Raw genomic sequence first — 14715 nt, forward strand, 5'->3', positions numbered from 1 at the left:
CACTCCTCTGTGCGCAGATCGGATCGTTCGGGTTCGGGTGAAGCGGGAGCATCCGGGTGCCCGGATGGATCTCGTGGGCTTCATTGCACCATTCATTCACGGGCATGAGAAGCAGAAACTAGTTCTCCTTCACCACCGGGGTGCCGTGGGTGTGGAAGCTCTCGATCGTCTTCATTCCCCAGGCCTGGCCCTTCTTGCGCTCCTCGGCGCTCCACTCCACGACCGGCTGGTCGGGATCGAGCAGCAGACGTGCGCCGGCGTTGGCGAACTCGATGCGATTGCCGCCGGGCTCCCACACGTAGAGGAAGAAGGTCTGGTTGATCGCGTGCTTGTGCGGCCCCGACTCGATGTAGATGCCGTTCTCGAGGAAGATGTCGGCGGCCTTCAGGATGTCCTCGCGGGTGTCGGGCGCGAAGGCGATGTGGTGCAGACGGTCGCCGTGCTTCGTCCAGTCGTCGGAGTAGACCACGTCGTACGACTTGTTGTTGAAGTGGAACCACCAGGCCGCGTAGCCGCCGCCGTCGATGGCGATCCGCTCGCTCTCGCGTCCGCCGAGCGCCTCGGCGATGAACTCGCCGTTGGCGACCACGTCTTTGGCGAGGTAGTTGATGTGGTCGAGGCGACGGGCGTTGACGCCGCGACCGGGGAAGGCCGAGGCCTGGTTCTTCAGCGCCGGCTTGTCGTCGGTCGCGACGTAGCGCTCGGTCTCGTAGTAGATGCCCATCGCGTGCCCGTCGGGGTCGCGGAAGCGGTAGGTCGGACCGGTGCCCTGCTCGCCGTCGACCCATCCCTCGCCCAGACCGAACCGGTCGATCGCGGCGACGCGCCGTTCCAGCGCCTCCTGGCTCGACGCGCGGAACGTGGTGAGACCGACGCCGGCGTCGGACGACGCGGTCAGCTTGATCGTGAACTGCTGGTACTCGTCCCACGTGCGGAGGTAGGTCGAGTCGCCGTCGGTGCCGACGATGCGCATCGCCAGCAGGTCGTGGAAGAACCACAGGCTCTTGTCGAACTCTGCGGTGAGCAGCTCGACGTTGCCGATGTGGGCGACGTCGAAGGAGGTGGAGGCGGTCATCGGGGGTCCTCTCGGGAGGGGGTCGGAGCGGCCGCGGATGCCGCGGGTCGGGGGTAGACGGTGCCGTCGAAGATCTTGCGGGCCGTGCGGAGCGACGACGACGAGGCGGTCCACACGCCGTCGGCGTCCTGCTGCACGCGCACGCGCGCGGGGAAGACCCCGCTCGGGTGCTCGATGCCGAGCGGGGCCCCGTCGTCGGCGGGCAGGTCGGCGAGGTCGTGCCCGACGGCGCCGGGGATGCGGATGCCGGCGGCCACGGATGCCGCCATGAGCACCCCGATCGCGGTGTGCACGCGGGAGGGGATGAACGCACGGGTCGAGATCGCGCCGCCGTGGCGGGGGGCGGAGAGCAGGAGCATCTTGGGCACGGTCGCCGTCGCGGCATCCGTCACACCCAGCAGGTCCGCGGCGGCGAGGCGGACGCGCTCGATCGCGGTGGCCAGATCCCCTCGGCCCTCGAGCTCCTCCGGAGCCTCGTCGCCGTCGACACCGAACTCCGCGGCGTCGAGCAGCACGACCGGCATCCCGTTGTCGATCAGGGTGACGCGGTGGCCGTCGAGCTCCTCCGAGATCCGGCCGGTGGGCAGCACGCCGCCCTCGCCGCGCACCTCGAGCTCGATCGGGGCCGCGGTGCCGGGCACGCCGTCGATCGCCGCGTCGCCGCGGTAGTCGACCCGGCCGCCGGGGGTGGCGAAGCGCGCGTCGGCGACGTCGCCGGTGTTCAGCAGGCGGATGCGGACCCTCGTCTGCTCTCCGTCCGCCTCGAGCAGTCCGCGCTCGATGGCGAACGGTCCGACCGCGGCCAGCAGGTTGCCGCAGGTCTGCAGGGTGCCGACGGTCGCCTCGGCGATGCCCACCTGCAGGAAGAGGTAGTCCACGTCGATGTCAGCGCGGTCCGAGCGCGAGACGACGGCGACCTTGCTCGTGAGCGGATGGGCGCCGCCGAGGCCGTCGATCTGCGCGGGGTCGGGCGAGCCCATGATCCGCAGCATCAGGTCGTCGCGCGCGGCCGGATCGGACGGCACGTCGTCGGCGAGGAAGAAGGCGCCCTTCGACGTGCCGCCGCGCAGCACCATGCAGCGCACGCCGTCGCGGTCGGCGTCAGACATCCTCGGCCTCGAACTCCGCCTGGGCGACCACGTGCACACCCAGGTCGGCGATGACGGGACGCAGGTTGTTGAGGTCCATCGAGATCTCGCCCGCGCGGTAGCGCTCGCGGTTCGCGGCCTCACGGGCCACCCGTGCCTGTGCTGCCTCGAGCGTGACGGCGGCCCGCGCGCGCGGCACCACGGTGACGCCGTCGTCGTCCGCCACCACGATGTCACCGGCGCAGACGCGCACGTCGTGGAGCAGCACCGGGACGTTCACGGAGCCGGCGGTGTCCTTGACGGTCCCTTGGGCGCTGACGTGCGCCGTCCACACCGGGAAACCCATGCCCCGCAGCTCGGCCGTGTCGCGCACCCCGCCCGAGGTCACGTAGCCGCGCACCCCGCGCACCTGCATCTGGGTGGCCATGAGGTCGCCGATGAAGCCGTACGGGGAGTCGGTCACGGGCACGACGACGATCACGTCCCCCGGCTGCGCCTGCTCGATGGCGACGTGCACCATGAGATTGTCGCCGGGCGCGGCCAGCACCGTGACCGCGCTGCCGGCGATCGCCGTGCCCTGCTGCAGCGGGCGGATGCGCGGGCCGGCGTAGCCGATGCGGCCCATGGCCTCGTGGACGGTCGCGGAACCGAACGCGGCGAGCGCGTCGATGATCGCGGCATCCGCTCTCGCGATGTCGGTGACGATGACGGGGCCGGCTGTCACGCCAGCACGTCCGTGACCTGCGGCAGGTAGCGCATGTACGCCTCGCCCATCGTGTCGACCGGCAGGCCGAGGTTGGGTCCGGCGTTGCGCTTGACCTGCACCCCGCGGCGGACGGCGAGGGACGTGTAGTACTCCCACATGTGCTTCTGCGCGGGCAGGCACTCCATGGCGGCGCGCTTGAGCGGGAACGCGGCGGTGATGTCCAGCAGCACGTTCGGCTTGAAGTCGGACTGCTCGGGCTGGTGCGGCTCGAAGAAGAACACGGGCGGGGCGCCGATGATGTCGTCGGTGCCGGGGTAGGTGCCGTCGGAGTTCGCGACGCCGATCGCCTGCGCGAGCACCCGGGCCTGCAGCGCCATCCGCGCGGCCGCGGGGTGGTCGCCGTTGTAGGGGTCGGTCAGCGGGTGGGTGAGCACGACGGTCGGCTGCACGCGGCGGTAGACGTCCACGAGCTTTTCGACGGTGGCGGTCGTCTCCAGGAGCGGGTAGTCCCCGGCATCCAGGAATTCGATGTTTGCTCCGAGAGCGGATGCCGCCGCCGTCGCCTCGTCGCGACGGATCGCCTTGATCTCCTCGAGTGACTTGCCCTGCAGCCACTGGCTGGCGGATTCGCCGCGCTCGCCGTAGGAGAGGCAGACGACGTGGGCGCGCTCGCCCCGCTGGGTGGCGGCGGCGATGGCGCCGCCGGCGCGCCAGACGAAGTCGCCCGCGTGGGCGCTGACGACCAGAAGCGAGGGGGCTGTGTCTGCCAAGGGGGCTCCTGTCGCGGTGTTCTCCGTGGTCGCCGGAGGGGCGTGCTCGACGGCGAGCGGCACGGTGATCACAGGCAACCACACCCCTGGCGGACTGGTCAAGATTTTGGTTACAATCTTGGCTACCGCAGATGACTATGGACAGAGGTATGTGGCCTCCGGTTCTCGCGGACGGCACCATCCGACGATGAAGTGGAAGGGAATACCCATGGCCGACAACCTGCAGCAGGTCCTCGACGAGGCCGGCGACACCGTTCAGCACCTGCGCAACTCGCCGCTGGGCACGTACATCTATCCGGTGGTCCCGGCGGAGTTCAGCAACTGGCGGCGCGAGCAGAAGTCGTGGCGCGAGACGGCTGTGCTCTTCGACCAGTCGCACCACATGGTCAACTTCTTCATGTCGGGCCCCGACGCGCTCAAACTGCTGTCGGACACCGGCATCAACAGCTTCGCGAACTTCCCGCTCAACACGGCCAAGCAGTTCGTGCCGACCGCCTCGAACGGCGGCGTCATCGGCGACGGCATCCTCTTCCACGAGGGCGAGGACGAGTACGTGTACGTCGGTCGCGCGCCCGGAGCGAACTGGCTGCAGTTCCACGCCGAGACCGGCGGCTACAACGTCGACACCCGTTACGACGACCGCTCCCCGTCGCGCCCCTACGGTGCCGCGGTGAGCCGCGAGTACTACCGCTTCCAGATCCAGGGCCCGAACGCGTGGGCGATCATCGAGAAGCTCAACGGCGGCACGCTGGACAAGGTGCGCTTCTTCCACATGGGCGAGATGACGATCGCCGGCGAGAAGGTGCGCACCCTCCGCCACGGCATGGCGGGCGCCCCCGGGCTCGAGCTGTGGGGCCCCTACGAGCAGCACGGCAAGATCCGCGACGCCATCCTCGAGGCCGGACGCGAATTCGGCATCGAGCCGTGCGGCTCGCGCGCCTACTCCTCCAACACCCTCGAGTCGGGCTGGATCCCGTCGCCCCTGCCGGCGATCTACTCCAGCGAGGCCGAGCGCGCGTACCGCGAGTGGTTGCCCGCCAACAGCTACGAGGCGATCAACGCGCTCGCCGGCTCGTTCGTCTCGGACGACATCGAGGACTACTACCTCAACCCCTGGGAGCTCGGCTACGGATCGTTCGTCAAGTTCGACCACGACTTCATCGGCCGCGAGGCGCTGGAGAAGATCGACCCCGACGCCCAGCGCAAGAAGGTCACCCTGGCGTGGAACGACGAGGACCTCGCCAAGCTCCTCACCACTCCGATCGACCGCGACGGCGCCGGCTACCAGGTGTTCGACCTGCCGAACGCGAACTACGGCTCGTCGAACTACGACGCGGTCATCGACGCGAACGGCGACACCGTCGGTCTCTCCCTCTTCACCGGCGTCACCGCGAACGAGAAGCGCGGACTGTCGCTGGCCACGGTGAACCCCGACGTGCCCATCGGCGCGGAGGTGCGCGTGGTGTGGGGCGAGCCCGACGGCGGATCCCGCAAGACCACCGTCGAGCCGCACGAGCAGCTCGCCGTCCGCGCCGTCGTGAGCCCCGTGCCCTACGCCGTCACGGCCCGCACCGAGTACCACGGCGGCTGGCGGACGGCCGCGGCCGCCGTCTGACGGACAACGGACGAGGGGGTGGATGCCGCGGCATCCACCCCCTTCTTCGTTGCTGTCGAGCGGTCAGTCGTTCGCGCGATAGACCGTCCGCGCGTAGTCGTGATACGGCGCGGGGGCGACCGTCGCGCGGATCTCGACCTGCCGGTGCGCGGCGTCGACCGAGTGCTTGCGCGAGATCGGGTCCTCGCCCCACACGACGACGACCTCGGTGCCGTCGGCGATGTCGACGTCGAGGGTGGCCAGCGACATGTACAGCTGGTCGAACGCGATGTAGCCCGCGTCGGTCGAGATGCCGACCGGCCGGCCCTCGTGGCGCACCTCGTCCATCTGGTAGAAGCCGTAGCGGGCTTTCGGGAACTCCAGGAACTTCGCCGGGATCCCGGGCTCGACCTGCGACCGGACAACCCCCGCGACATCCTCCGCGTTCCACAGCAGGGTGACCTTGCGGCGCTGCGGGTCGGCGGCGATCCGCTCGAGGGCCTCGCGCCCATGGAAGTCGTGGTCGAAGCGCACCGAGCGCCCGAGGCCGAGGTCGAACGGCGTCATGTAGTAGTCGTGGATGTCGTCGGACTGCAGCGAGCCGCCGAGGTTGCCGATGCGCGCCGCGGGCAGCCACTCGCGGTACTCGGCGAAGTCCTCGTCGAAGATCGCGGGGAAGGGCGTGGGCACCCAACCCGACTCCAGGGGCGTGGACGAGTACGCCTTCGCGCCCACGCGCCGGATGCCGAACTCCTCGCCGGCCTCCATGATCGCGTCCAGCACGGTCTCGTTGTCCTCCCACGGCCCGAAGAACTCGAAGCCCGGCTGGCCGGCCATGCCGTGGCGCAGCGCCTTGACCGGACGTCCGGCGATCGTGACGTCGCCGATGTGGAAGAACTTGATGTCGGGCGCGGGTCCGCCGAAGAGCTTCTCCATCACGCGGTCCGCCTCGGGACCCTGCAGCTCGTAGCGGTAGAACGTGGGAGGCCCCTGCCGCATGTGCGAGTTCGGGTCGAGGCGGTGGTGCACGTCCTTGCCGGCGGCCTCCGCCTTCTCGGCGTTGAAGCGCACCCAGTCGATGAGGATGTGGTGCCCGACGAGCACGAGTCCCTCCTCGCCCTCGGCGATGTTGAACAGGATGCCGTCTCCGATGAGGTAGCCGTCCTTGTTCACCGAGATGAGCTGCTTCGCGACGCCCGGACGGAACGTGCCGAAGGTGTTCGGCGAGATGCCCTCCAGCATCGGGATGAGGTCGTCGCCCCAGAGGAACAGCTGCGTCATGTGGTGCGACTGGTCCATCAGCGCGACGCTGGTGTTCCAGGCGCGCTGCTCGTCGCGCCAGTTCGTGAACTCGGGCGCGACCGGGAACGTGAAAGCCGGCCAGTTCTGGTTGCGCAGCAGCGCGACGGCTCCGCCCGCGCGGGTGATGGCCTCGGCCAGGGATTCGTTCGTCATCATCGACCTTCCTGTGGGTGGGGCCAGCGTACGAGCGCCGCGCGCGCCGTCGCGGGGTCGATTCCGTTGAACGGAAAGGCGAGCGGATGCCGCGGCCCCCGCTCGCGCATAGATCAGACCCGCCCCGCGGCATCCCCATGGATGGCGAAGAACTCGCCGTGGGTGCCGCGCACCGCGTCGGCGGTCGTGGCGTAGAGCCAGTCCAGCGCGGTGAGCTGCTGGGTGGTCGCGCGCCGGTACAGGCACACGTCCACCGAGGGCATGTCGAGCGGCAGCGGCCGCACGGTGAGCGGCCAGCTCCGCGCCCAGCCCTCGGCGATGGTGTCGGGCGCCGTGGCGATGAGGTCGGGCGCGGCCGCGAGCAGGGAGGGGAGCGACGCGAAGTGGGTGAGCACCACCTCGGGGCGGTAGAGCGCACCGGCGCGGCGCAGGGCGAACTCCACGGACGGGCGCCCGGAGTCGCCGCCGACGACGACGTGCTGCGCGGCGATGTAGTCCTCGAGCGTGAGGTCGTCGCCCTGCGCGAGAGGGTGGTCGTCCGACATGAGCACCGCGTAGCCCTGGCGCTTGAGCACCGTGTGCTCGAAGTCACCGGCGACGGGGGACGACGTGATGGCGAGGTCGACCGTACCCTCCGACAGCCAGTCGGGGAGGGCGGCGACGTCGAGGGCGACCGTCTCGAGGCGCAGGTGAGGAGCCGCCCGGCGGACGGCGCGATGGATGGCGGGGAAGTAGCCGATCTCGCCGAGCTCCGAGACGGCGAGGCGCGACCGGCGGGTGGACAGGGCGGGGTCGAAGCCGGTCGCGCCGTCGATCGTGCGGTCGATGGCGGCGAGGGCGTCGCGGAAGCCGGGGAAGAGGGTCACCGCGAGAGGAGTGGGCTCCATCGCGCGGCCGGCGCGGGTGAACAGCGGATCGTCGAGGTCGCGACGCAGGCGCGCAAGCGCCTGGCTGACGGCCGGCTGCGTGACGAAGAGCCGCGAGGCGGCGGTCGTGAGGCTGCGGGTCTCGTGCACGGCGACGAAGACGCGAAGGAGGTTGAGGTCCACGGGCGGCTCACGCATCCTTTCGTCTCGATAAGCGATGCTTATGCGCGATCGTAGGCCGCCTGCGCTCTCGTGCATAGCATCGGAGAGCCGGAACAGTCGGAACGAAGGAGTCCCCATGACCGAGTCGCTTGCCACCGCCATCGCCCGCGCGGGTGGTGCCGTCAGCCTGCTGCGCAACGCGCAGGCGCGTCCCACCGTCTTCCCGGTCACGCCGGAGTTCAGCAACTGGCGATCGGAGCAGCGGTCGTGGCGGGAGTCCGTCGCGCTGCTGGACCAGTCCCACCACATGACCGACCTGTTCCTCTCGGGGCCGGACGCGCTGAAGCTCCTCTCGGACGTCGGCGTGAACAGCTTCGCCACCTTCGCGGTCGACCACGCGAAGCAGTTCATCGCCGTCAACCACGAGGGCTACCTCATCGGCGACGCGATCCTGTTCCACCTGGCCGAGGACTCCTTCGACCTCGTCGGGCACCCGATGGTGATCGACTGGGTGCAGTACCACCTGGAGACGGGGGAATACGACGCGACCGCCGAGCGCGACGGCAACTCCCTCGTGCGCGAGGGCGACCCGCGCCTCTACCGCTACGAGCTGCAGGGACCCCGCGCGCTCGAGCTGATGGAGCGGCTCACCGGCGGGCCCGTGCCGCCCACGAAGTTCTTCCACATGGCGACCTTCACGATCGACGGCCTGACCGTGCGGTCGCTCCGCCACGGCATGGCCGGACAGCCCGGGTTCGAGCTCTTCGGGCCGTGGGCGGAGGGCGCGCGCGTGCGGGCGGCGATCGTGGCCGCCGGCGAGGAGTTCGACCTGGTGCCGGTGGGGGCGAAGGCCTACTCGTCGGCGAACCTCGAGTCGGCCTGGGTGCCGTCGCCCCTTCCGGCGATCTTCACCGGCGAGGGCACGGAGGCGTACCGCGAATGGCTGCCCGCCGCCCGCGCCGGCTCGCTCGCGGGGTCGCTCGACTCCGACGACATCGAGGACTACTACGTGACGCCCTACGACCTCGGCTACGGGCGCAGCGTCGCCTTCGACCACGACTTCATCGGACGCGCGGCCCTCGAGCGGCACGCCGCCGCGCAGCGCCGCACGAAGGTGACACTCGTGTGGGACGAGGACGACGTGGCCGCGGCCGTGCGCACCCTGCTCGAGCCCGGTGTGCCGGCCAAGTACATCGACTTCCCGAAGGCGCGGTACGGGCTCTACCAGGTGGACCGCGTGCTGATCGACGGCGCCGACGTCGGCATCTCGCACGACGCCGGCTACATCACCAATGAGCACGCCTTCGTCTCGCTGGCGAGCATCGACGTCGCGCACGCCGAGCCGGGCACCCCCGTCGAGGTCGTCTGGGGCGAGGACCCGAACTCGCAGAAGCCCGCCGTCGAGCCGCACCGGCAGGTGCGCATCCGCGCCACCGTGCAGCCGGCGCCGTACTCCGCCTTCGCCCGGGAGAACTACCGGAAGGCCTGAGTCGCGACGGAACGGATGCCGCGGTCAGGGCAGTTCGCGGAGGGCCGCGATGACGCTCCGCAGGTGGGTGCGCACCGCCTGCTCCGCGGCATCCGGATCCTTCGCGACGATCGCGTCGATGATGGCCACGTGCTCCTGCACCGACACCTTCGCGCGGAGCGGGCGCCCGGAGAGCTTGAACTGGTGCCGCACGCTCTGCGCGTGCAGGCGCGCCAGCACCCCCGCGGCGGTGGCGTGCCGGGCGAACTCGCGCGTGCGCTGGTCGAGCAGCTGGTTCAGCCGGGAGTACTCGGGGAGGTCGCCGTCGGCGACGGCGCGCAGCATGTCGGCGCGCAGGTCGAGGAGCTCGGCGATCTCGCCCTCGCCGACCTCCTCGGCGGCCTTGGCGGCGCACAGGCCCTCCACGCCCATGCGGACCTCGAGGATCTCGATGGCCTCCTCGAGCGAGATGGCGCGGACCCGGGAGCCCTTGTTCGGCATCCGCTCGACGAGGCCCTCGCCGGTGAGGGCGAGCAGGGCCGTGCGCACGGTCGCGCGGCTCGCGTCGAAGGCGGCGCTGAGGTCGGCCTCGATGAGGCGCTGGTTGGGCGCGTAGTCGCCGCGGACGATGGCCGCACGGATGCGGTCGGCGGCCGTCTCGCCGATGGCGGTCTCGCCGACCGCGGTCTCGCTCGGCGTGTTCTCGCCGGTCGCGGACGTGTCGGGCATGGTCTCAGCCGTGTTCAGGGCGGCGTCTGCGATGGCGGCCACTGCGCTCCCTCCGGCCCGCGGGGCGGGCGTCCGCTGATCGAGACGCCCGGCATCCCCCGGATTCGAGCCACTATTGTCGACAATACTCGGACAGTCCAGCGACCGAAGGAGGTCGGATGCGCGTCGCAGTGCTCGGACTCGGCGAAGCGGGCAGCGTCTACGCCGGCGACCTCGCCGCCCGCGGAGCGATGGTGGCAGGGGTCGACCCCCGCGTGCGGCCGGAGCTGCCGGGGGTGCGTCAGGTGCCGACGATCGCCGAGGCGGTCGACGGCGCGGAGGTCGTGCTGAGCCTCGTCGGCGGCGAGGCGTCGACGACCGCGCTCGACGAAGCCCTGCCGTCGATGGGCGACGGGGCTCTCTACGCCGACCTGAACACGAGCCACCCCGACACCAAGCGGGCTCTCGCGGCGCGGGCGGCCGAGCGCGGCATCCCGTTCTCCGATATCGCCATCCTGGCGCCCGTCGGTCGCGCGCGGATCGAGACCGACCTGCTGGTCAGCGGGGCCGCGACCCCGCGCCTGCTCGACGTGCTCCGCGGCGTGGGGATCCCGGCCGCCGACGCCGGGCCGGAGCCCGGTGCCGCCGCCGGACGCAAGCTGCTGCGGAGCGTGTTCATGAAGGGCCTCGCGGCACTGGTGCTCGAGAGCGCCACGGCCGCGGACGCGGTCGGCGCCCGGGACTGGGTGATGGGGCAGATCGCCGCGGAGTTCGGCGACGGCGGCGAGCGATTCGTGGAGAGGCTGCTCGACGGCACCCGCCGGCACGCCGTGCGCCGCGAGGCGGAGATGCGCGACGTCGCCGCCTACCTCGAGTCGCTCGATGCGGCGCATCCGATGACCGACGGCACGGTGCAGTGGCTCCGGACGGTCGCGGCCGATCCCGCTCTTCCCGCTCGTTGAGCGAGCGGAGCGAGTCGAAACGCCTGTCTGATCCGTTTCGTCTCGTCGCTGCGCTCCTCGCGCAACGACCGGAACGGCTTACGCGTCGCCCCAGACGCGGCCGGCGATCGCGACGGCGGCGTCGATCTTGGCCCACTGCTGGTCCTCGGTGAGCACATTGCCCTCCTCGGTCGACGCGAAGCCGCACTGCGGGCTCAGCGCGAGCTGCTCGAGCGGCGCCACCTCGGCGGCCTCCTCGATGCGGCGGACGACGTCGTCGGCAGCCTCCAGCTCGCCCGTCTTGGTCGTGATGAGCCCGAGCTCGACGACCTTGTCGCCCTTCGGCAGGAACCGCAGCGGCTCGAAACCGCCCGAGCGCTCGTTGTCGTACTCGAGGAAGTATCCGTCGAAGGCCGTCTCGCCCAGCAGCTGCTCGGCGACCGGCTCGTAGCCGCCCGACGAGATCCAGGTCGAGCGGAAGTTGCCCCGGCACACGTGCGTCGTGACGACCAGATCATCGGGCTTGTCGCGCAGCGCCGCGTTGATGAGGTTCGCGTAGCGCTCGGCGAGGTGATCGGTGCGGATGCCGCGCTCGGCCGCCTTCGCGAGCTCGACGTCCGAGCAGAGGTAGGCCCACGCGGTGTCGTCGAACTGCAGGTAGCGGCAGCCGGCGTCATAGAACGCCTGGACGGCGGAGCGGTAGGTCGCGGCGAGATCCTCGACGATGTCGTCGCGGTGGTCGTAGGGCGACCGGGCGAGCGCCTCGGCCTCGAGGCGGAAGTCGAGCACCGTGGGCGCGGGGATGCTGAACTTGGGCGTCACGCCCGCGGCCTCGGCAACCGGCTTGAGGAAACGGAAGTGCTCGAGCATCGGGTGGTCGTCGGGGAAGCCGACGGGACCGTCGATCTTCAGGCCGCGCGGGCGCGTCTGCACCCCCTGGAACTGGATGCCGTGGTCGAGCTCGACGACCTCGACGCCGTCCAGCATCCCGAAGAAATCGAAGTGCCACCACGACCGGCGGAACTCGCCGTCGGTCGCGACGCGGAGTCCGGTCTGCGCCTGGCGTGCGACCAGGGCGGTGATCGCCTCGTCCTCGACGGCGCGCAGCTCGGCGGCCTCGAGCTCTCCGGCGGCGAACCGGGCGCGGGCGGAGGAGACGGCCTCGGGCCGCAGGAAGCTGCCGACGATGTCGGCGCGGAACGGGGGGTTCACAGACATGCCGCTCACGATAGCCGAGCGTCGCGGACGCCCGGCCGGGGGAGTCCCCGCGTTACGGCGCGGCGGAGCCGGCCCGCGCCTCGAGGTATTCCATCGACCGCACCGACGAGGTCACGAGCGGTCGGAAGCGCCCGCCGGGAAGGGCTGCGGGATGGCTCGGGGGGAGGGATGCCGCGCGCATCGCCTCCGTGATCGCGTGCGACGCGCGGGTCAGCAGCTCGATGTGCGCGAGCGGATCGGCGCCGTCGTTGGGCACCACCACGCCGATCGCCGCGATCACGTCGTGGTGTGCGCCGTGCACCGGCACGGCGATGCCGCGCGACTCCTCGTGGACGTGCCCGTCGCACACCGCCCACCCGCGTGCCCGCACGTCGCGGAGGGCCGCCGTGAGGTCCGCCGGCGTGCACAGCGTCGCGGCCGTGTACCGGGTGCGCGGCGCGGCGAGCACCCGCTCCAGCACCTCCGGTCCGGCGTGGGCCAGCAGCACGAGACCGGACGACGAGACGTGCAGCGGGATGCGCCCGCCGATGAGCGTGGCGTTCACGACGGCGTCGCGCGCGGAGAGCCGGTCGAGGAACAGCACGTCGGTGCCGTTGAGGACGCCGAGCTGGGCGTGCTGGCGCACGCGGCCGTGCAGCGACTGCAGGTGCGGCCGCGCGAGCTCTCGCAGCCCCAGCGCACCGGGCGTGCGACACGCCATCTCCCACAGCCGCACGCCGAGGCGGTAGGTGCGGTCGGGGAGCCGCTCGACCAGGCCCTCGCGCTCGAGCTCGGCGACGAGCCGGTGCGCGGTGGAGGCGGCGAGCCCCGCGCGGGCGGCGATGTCGGAGAGCGACAGGAAGGGGTCGGCCGCGTCGAAGGCCTCCATCACCCGCAGGTGCTTGCTGAGCACGGATTCGCCGCCGGATGCGCGCGCCATCGGGTCCCCCTCCGACCGGGCGTCATCGCACCGACCTCTGGGAAGCGTAGCCGCCGGTTCCGTTGAACGGAATCGACGATGACGGCGGATGCTGCGGCCCCTACGGTCGACGCACCGCCCTGCGCCGCAGAATCACGAACCGGCAACCATTCCGATTCTCAAGCCAAAATCGTTGACAATCTTGGCCCCGATCCATAGTTTCGACCAGGAGCGGACGTTGGATCCGACAACCCGCAGCAACGACGCCATACGGGAGAGGTGACGCATGGCCGCCCGGCTGAGCCTGAAAGACGTGAATCTCCGCTTCGGCGGCATCTCGGTGCTGCACGACGTGTCCTTCGACGTCGAGCCGGGCGCGATCTTCGGACTCGTCGGCCCGAACGGCGCCGGCAAGACGTCGCTCTTCAACTGCATCAGCGGCCACTACCGGCCGAGCTCGGGATCCATCACGATCGACGGCGACGAGGTCATCGGCCTCGCGCCGTCGAAGCTCGCCCGTCGCGGGCTCGCCCGCACGTTCCAGCATCCGGCCCTCCAGCTGAAGGCGTCCGTGCTCGAGAACGTGCTGCTCGGCGGGCACACCCGCCTCCCGGGCGGCCCGCTCTCGTGGTCGGTGCGCCTGCCTGCCACGGGGAAAGCGGAGAAGTCGCTGCGCGCCGAGGCCCGGGGTCTGCTCGAGCGCGCCGGGCTGGGCTGGGCTGCCGACGTGCCCGCCGACGAGCTGAGCCACGGCCTGCACAAGGGCATCGAGCTGTGCCGGGCGCTGCTGCTGAAGCCGTCGCTGCTGCTCCTGGACGAGCCGGCCGCCGGCCTCTCCCACGCCGAGGTCGAGCACTTCATCGAGACCGTGCGGCGCCTGCGCGCCGAGGACGACATGACGGTCGTCATCGTCGAGCACCACATGGGGCTCATCTCCGCCCTCACCGACCGGGTCGTCGTGCTCGACCACGGCCGCACCCTCCTGGAGGGGACGGCCGCGCAGGCGCAGTCCGACCCGCGCGTGATCGAGGCCTACCTCGGCAAGGATGCGGCCGATGACGCTGCTTGAGCTGGAGGAGGTGACGGCCTCCTACGGACCCGTGCAGGTGCTCGAGGGCGTTTCCCTCAGCGTCCCGGAGGGCGGTGCCGTCGGCATCCTGGGCGCCAACGGTGCGGGCAAGACCACCACGCTCCGCGCCATCAGCGGCATGGTGCGCGCGGGCGGGCGCATCCGCTTCGACGGCCGCGACATCCGCGGGCTCGGCCCCGACCGCACCGCCGCGCTCGGCATCGCGCACGTGCCCGAGGGGCGCGGCACCCTGACGCAGCTGACCGTCCGCGAGAACCTCCGCGTCGGCGCGTACCTCCGCAAGGACCGCAAGGCGATCCCCGCCGACATCGACTACTGCCTCGACCTCTTCCCGCAGCTCAAGGAGCGCATCGGCTCGCAGGCCTCGGCCCTCTCCGGCGGGGAGCAGCAGATGCTCGCCGTCGGCCGGGCGTTCATGGCGCGTCCCCGCCTGCTGCTGCTCGACGAGGCGTCGCTCGGACTCGCCCCCTCGACGGCGAAGAACGTCTACGACGCGATCCGGCGCCTCCGGGTGGAGTCGGGCATCGCGATGCTCATCGTCGAGCAGAACGCCAACCTCGCCTTCACTCTCGTCGACACCGCCACCGTGCTGGAGACGGGCCGCAACGCCCTCACCGGCACCTCGGCCGAGCTCAAGGGCATGGACGAGATCCGACGCGCCTACCTGGGAGGCTGA

14 protein-coding genes are annotated in these 14715 nt (G+C 71.0%); 5 read left to right on the plus strand and 9 right to left on the minus strand.

Features of this window, described 5'->3' with window-relative positions; translation table 11 throughout:
* Nucleotides 1-118 precede the first annotated feature (118 nt).
* Genes ABC304_RS05040 through ABC304_RS05055 form a run of 4 tightly spaced genes read right to left on the minus strand, consistent with a single transcriptional unit; the run spans nt 119 to nt 3639 of the window.
* Nucleotides 119-1075 carry a VOC family protein gene (locus ABC304_RS05040; protein WP_412929304.1) on the minus strand — a complete coding sequence of 319 codons (957 nt, stop codon included), beginning with the start codon at nt 1073-1075 and terminating at the stop codon, nt 119-121.
* Nucleotides 1072-2184 carry a PrpF domain-containing protein gene (locus tag ABC304_RS05045; RefSeq protein ID WP_412929306.1) on the minus strand — a complete coding sequence of 371 codons (1113 nt, stop codon included), beginning with the start codon at nt 2182-2184 and terminating at the stop codon, nt 1072-1074. The genes ABC304_RS05040 and ABC304_RS05045 overlap by 4 nt, the downstream gene beginning before the upstream one ends.
* Nucleotides 2177-2887: a 4-carboxy-4-hydroxy-2-oxoadipate aldolase/oxaloacetate decarboxylase gene (locus ABC304_RS05050; protein WP_412929308.1), complete on the minus strand. Its 711-nt coding sequence runs from the start codon at nt 2885-2887 to the stop codon at nt 2177-2179. Before ABC304_RS05050 ends, ABC304_RS05045 begins: the two co-directional genes overlap by 8 nt.
* The gene (locus tag ABC304_RS05055) at nt 2884-3639 is read right to left on the minus strand and encodes a PIG-L deacetylase family protein (RefSeq protein WP_412929309.1); all 756 of its coding nucleotides are present in this window, start codon (nt 3637-3639) and stop codon (nt 2884-2886) included. The genes ABC304_RS05050 and ABC304_RS05055 overlap by 4 nt, the downstream gene beginning before the upstream one ends.
* 208 nt (nt 3640-3847) lie before the next feature.
* On the opposite strand from ABC304_RS05055, the gene ligM reads away from it, so the two are divergent.
* Nucleotides 3848-5254 (plus strand): vanillate/3-O-methylgallate O-demethylase, encoded by a 1407-nt coding sequence (gene ligM / locus ABC304_RS05060; protein ID WP_412929310.1) that lies wholly within the window; start codon nt 3848-3850, stop codon nt 5252-5254.
* A gap of 63 nt (nt 5255-5317) precedes the next feature.
* On the opposite strand, the gene ABC304_RS05065 is transcribed toward ligM, so the two are convergent.
* Nucleotides 5318-6688, minus strand: coding sequence for an aminomethyl transferase family protein (locus ABC304_RS05065; RefSeq protein WP_412929311.1), 1371 nt, complete (start codon nt 6686-6688; stop codon nt 5318-5320).
* Between the two features lie 113 nt (nt 6689-6801).
* Complete coding sequence (locus ABC304_RS05070) at nt 6802-7752, minus strand: LysR family transcriptional regulator (RefSeq protein ID WP_412929312.1); 951 nt, start codon at nt 7750-7752, stop codon at nt 6802-6804.
* A 100-nt stretch (nt 7753-7852) separates the two neighbouring features.
* Here ABC304_RS05070 and ABC304_RS05075 point away from each other — a divergent pair, with 100 nt between their 5' ends.
* Complete coding sequence (locus tag ABC304_RS05075; protein WP_412929313.1) at nt 7853-9205, plus strand: aminomethyl transferase family protein; 1353 nt, start codon at nt 7853-7855, stop codon at nt 9203-9205.
* 24 nt (nt 9206-9229) lie between these two features.
* Here the strand turns inward: ABC304_RS05075 and ABC304_RS05080 are convergent, their stop codons facing one another.
* Nucleotides 9230-9955: a GntR family transcriptional regulator gene (locus tag ABC304_RS05080; RefSeq protein ID WP_412929315.1), complete on the minus strand. Its 726-nt coding sequence runs from the start codon at nt 9953-9955 to the stop codon at nt 9230-9232.
* 116 nt (nt 9956-10071) lie between these two features.
* Between ABC304_RS05080 and ABC304_RS05085 the strand changes: the two genes are divergently transcribed.
* Nucleotides 10072-10854 (plus strand): NAD(P)-binding domain-containing protein, encoded by a 783-nt coding sequence (locus ABC304_RS05085; RefSeq protein WP_412929316.1) that lies wholly within the window; start codon nt 10072-10074, stop codon nt 10852-10854.
* Nucleotides 10855-10932: 78 nt separating this feature from the next.
* Here the strand turns inward: ABC304_RS05085 and ABC304_RS05090 are convergent, their stop codons facing one another.
* Together ABC304_RS05090 and ABC304_RS05095 are read right to left on the minus strand one after the other, a co-directional pair.
* Entirely contained in the window at nt 10933-12051 is a 1119-nt protein-coding gene (locus ABC304_RS05090; RefSeq protein ID WP_412929317.1) for a 5-methyltetrahydropteroyltriglutamate--homocysteine S-methyltransferase, read from the minus strand.
* A gap of 52 nt (nt 12052-12103) precedes the next feature.
* Nucleotides 12104-12970, minus strand: coding sequence for an IclR family transcriptional regulator (locus tag ABC304_RS05095; RefSeq protein WP_412929318.1), 867 nt, complete (start codon nt 12968-12970; stop codon nt 12104-12106).
* A 265-nt stretch (nt 12971-13235) separates the two neighbouring features.
* On the opposite strand from ABC304_RS05095, the gene ABC304_RS05100 reads away from it, so the two are divergent.
* Nucleotides 13236-14018: an ABC transporter ATP-binding protein gene (locus tag ABC304_RS05100; protein ID WP_412929319.1), complete on the plus strand. Its 783-nt coding sequence runs from the start codon at nt 13236-13238 to the stop codon at nt 14016-14018.
* Entirely contained in the window at nt 14005-14715 is a 711-nt protein-coding gene (locus tag ABC304_RS05105) for an ABC transporter ATP-binding protein (protein ID WP_127096872.1), read from the plus strand. Before ABC304_RS05100 ends, ABC304_RS05105 begins: the two co-directional genes overlap by 14 nt.

It is taken from the genome of Microbacterium jepli (assembly GCF_047237905.1).
GTDB lineage: Bacteria > Actinomycetota > Actinomycetes > Actinomycetales > Microbacteriaceae > Microbacterium.

Bases quoted from the DNA above. Each gene is read 5' to 3' on its own strand.
- ABC304_RS05085 (WP_412929316.1), top strand. From the start codon at position 10,072: ATGCGCGTCGCAGTGCTCGGACTCGGCGAAGCGGGCAGCGTCTACGCC.
- ABC304_RS05105 (WP_127096872.1), top strand. From the start codon at position 14,005: ATGACGCTGCTTGAGCTGGAGGAGGTGACGGCCTCCTACGGACCCGTG.
- ABC304_RS05075 (WP_412929313.1), top strand. From the start codon at position 7,853: ATGACCGAGTCGCTTGCCACCGCCATCGCCCGCGCGGGTGGTGCCGTC.
- ABC304_RS05070 (WP_412929312.1), bottom strand. From the start codon at position 7,752: ATGCGTGAGCCGCCCGTGGACCTCAACCTCCTTCGCGTCTTCGTCGCC.
- ABC304_RS05095 (WP_412929318.1), bottom strand. From the start codon at position 12,970: ATGGCGCGCGCATCCGGCGGCGAATCCGTGCTCAGCAAGCACCTGCGG.
- ABC304_RS05100 (WP_412929319.1), top strand. From the start codon at position 13,236: ATGGCCGCCCGGCTGAGCCTGAAAGACGTGAATCTCCGCTTCGGCGGC.
- ABC304_RS05065 (WP_412929311.1), bottom strand. From the start codon at position 6,688: ATGACGAACGAATCCCTGGCCGAGGCCATCACCCGCGCGGGCGGAGCC.
- ABC304_RS05090 (WP_412929317.1), bottom strand. From the start codon at position 12,051: ATGTCTGTGAACCCCCCGTTCCGCGCCGACATCGTCGGCAGCTTCCTG.
- ABC304_RS05045 (WP_412929306.1), bottom strand. From the start codon at position 2,184: ATGTCTGACGCCGACCGCGACGGCGTGCGCTGCATGGTGCTGCGCGGC.
- ABC304_RS05040 (WP_412929304.1), bottom strand. From the start codon at position 1,075: ATGACCGCCTCCACCTCCTTCGACGTCGCCCACATCGGCAACGTCGAG.
- ligM (WP_412929310.1), top strand. From the start codon at position 3,848: ATGGCCGACAACCTGCAGCAGGTCCTCGACGAGGCCGGCGACACCGTT.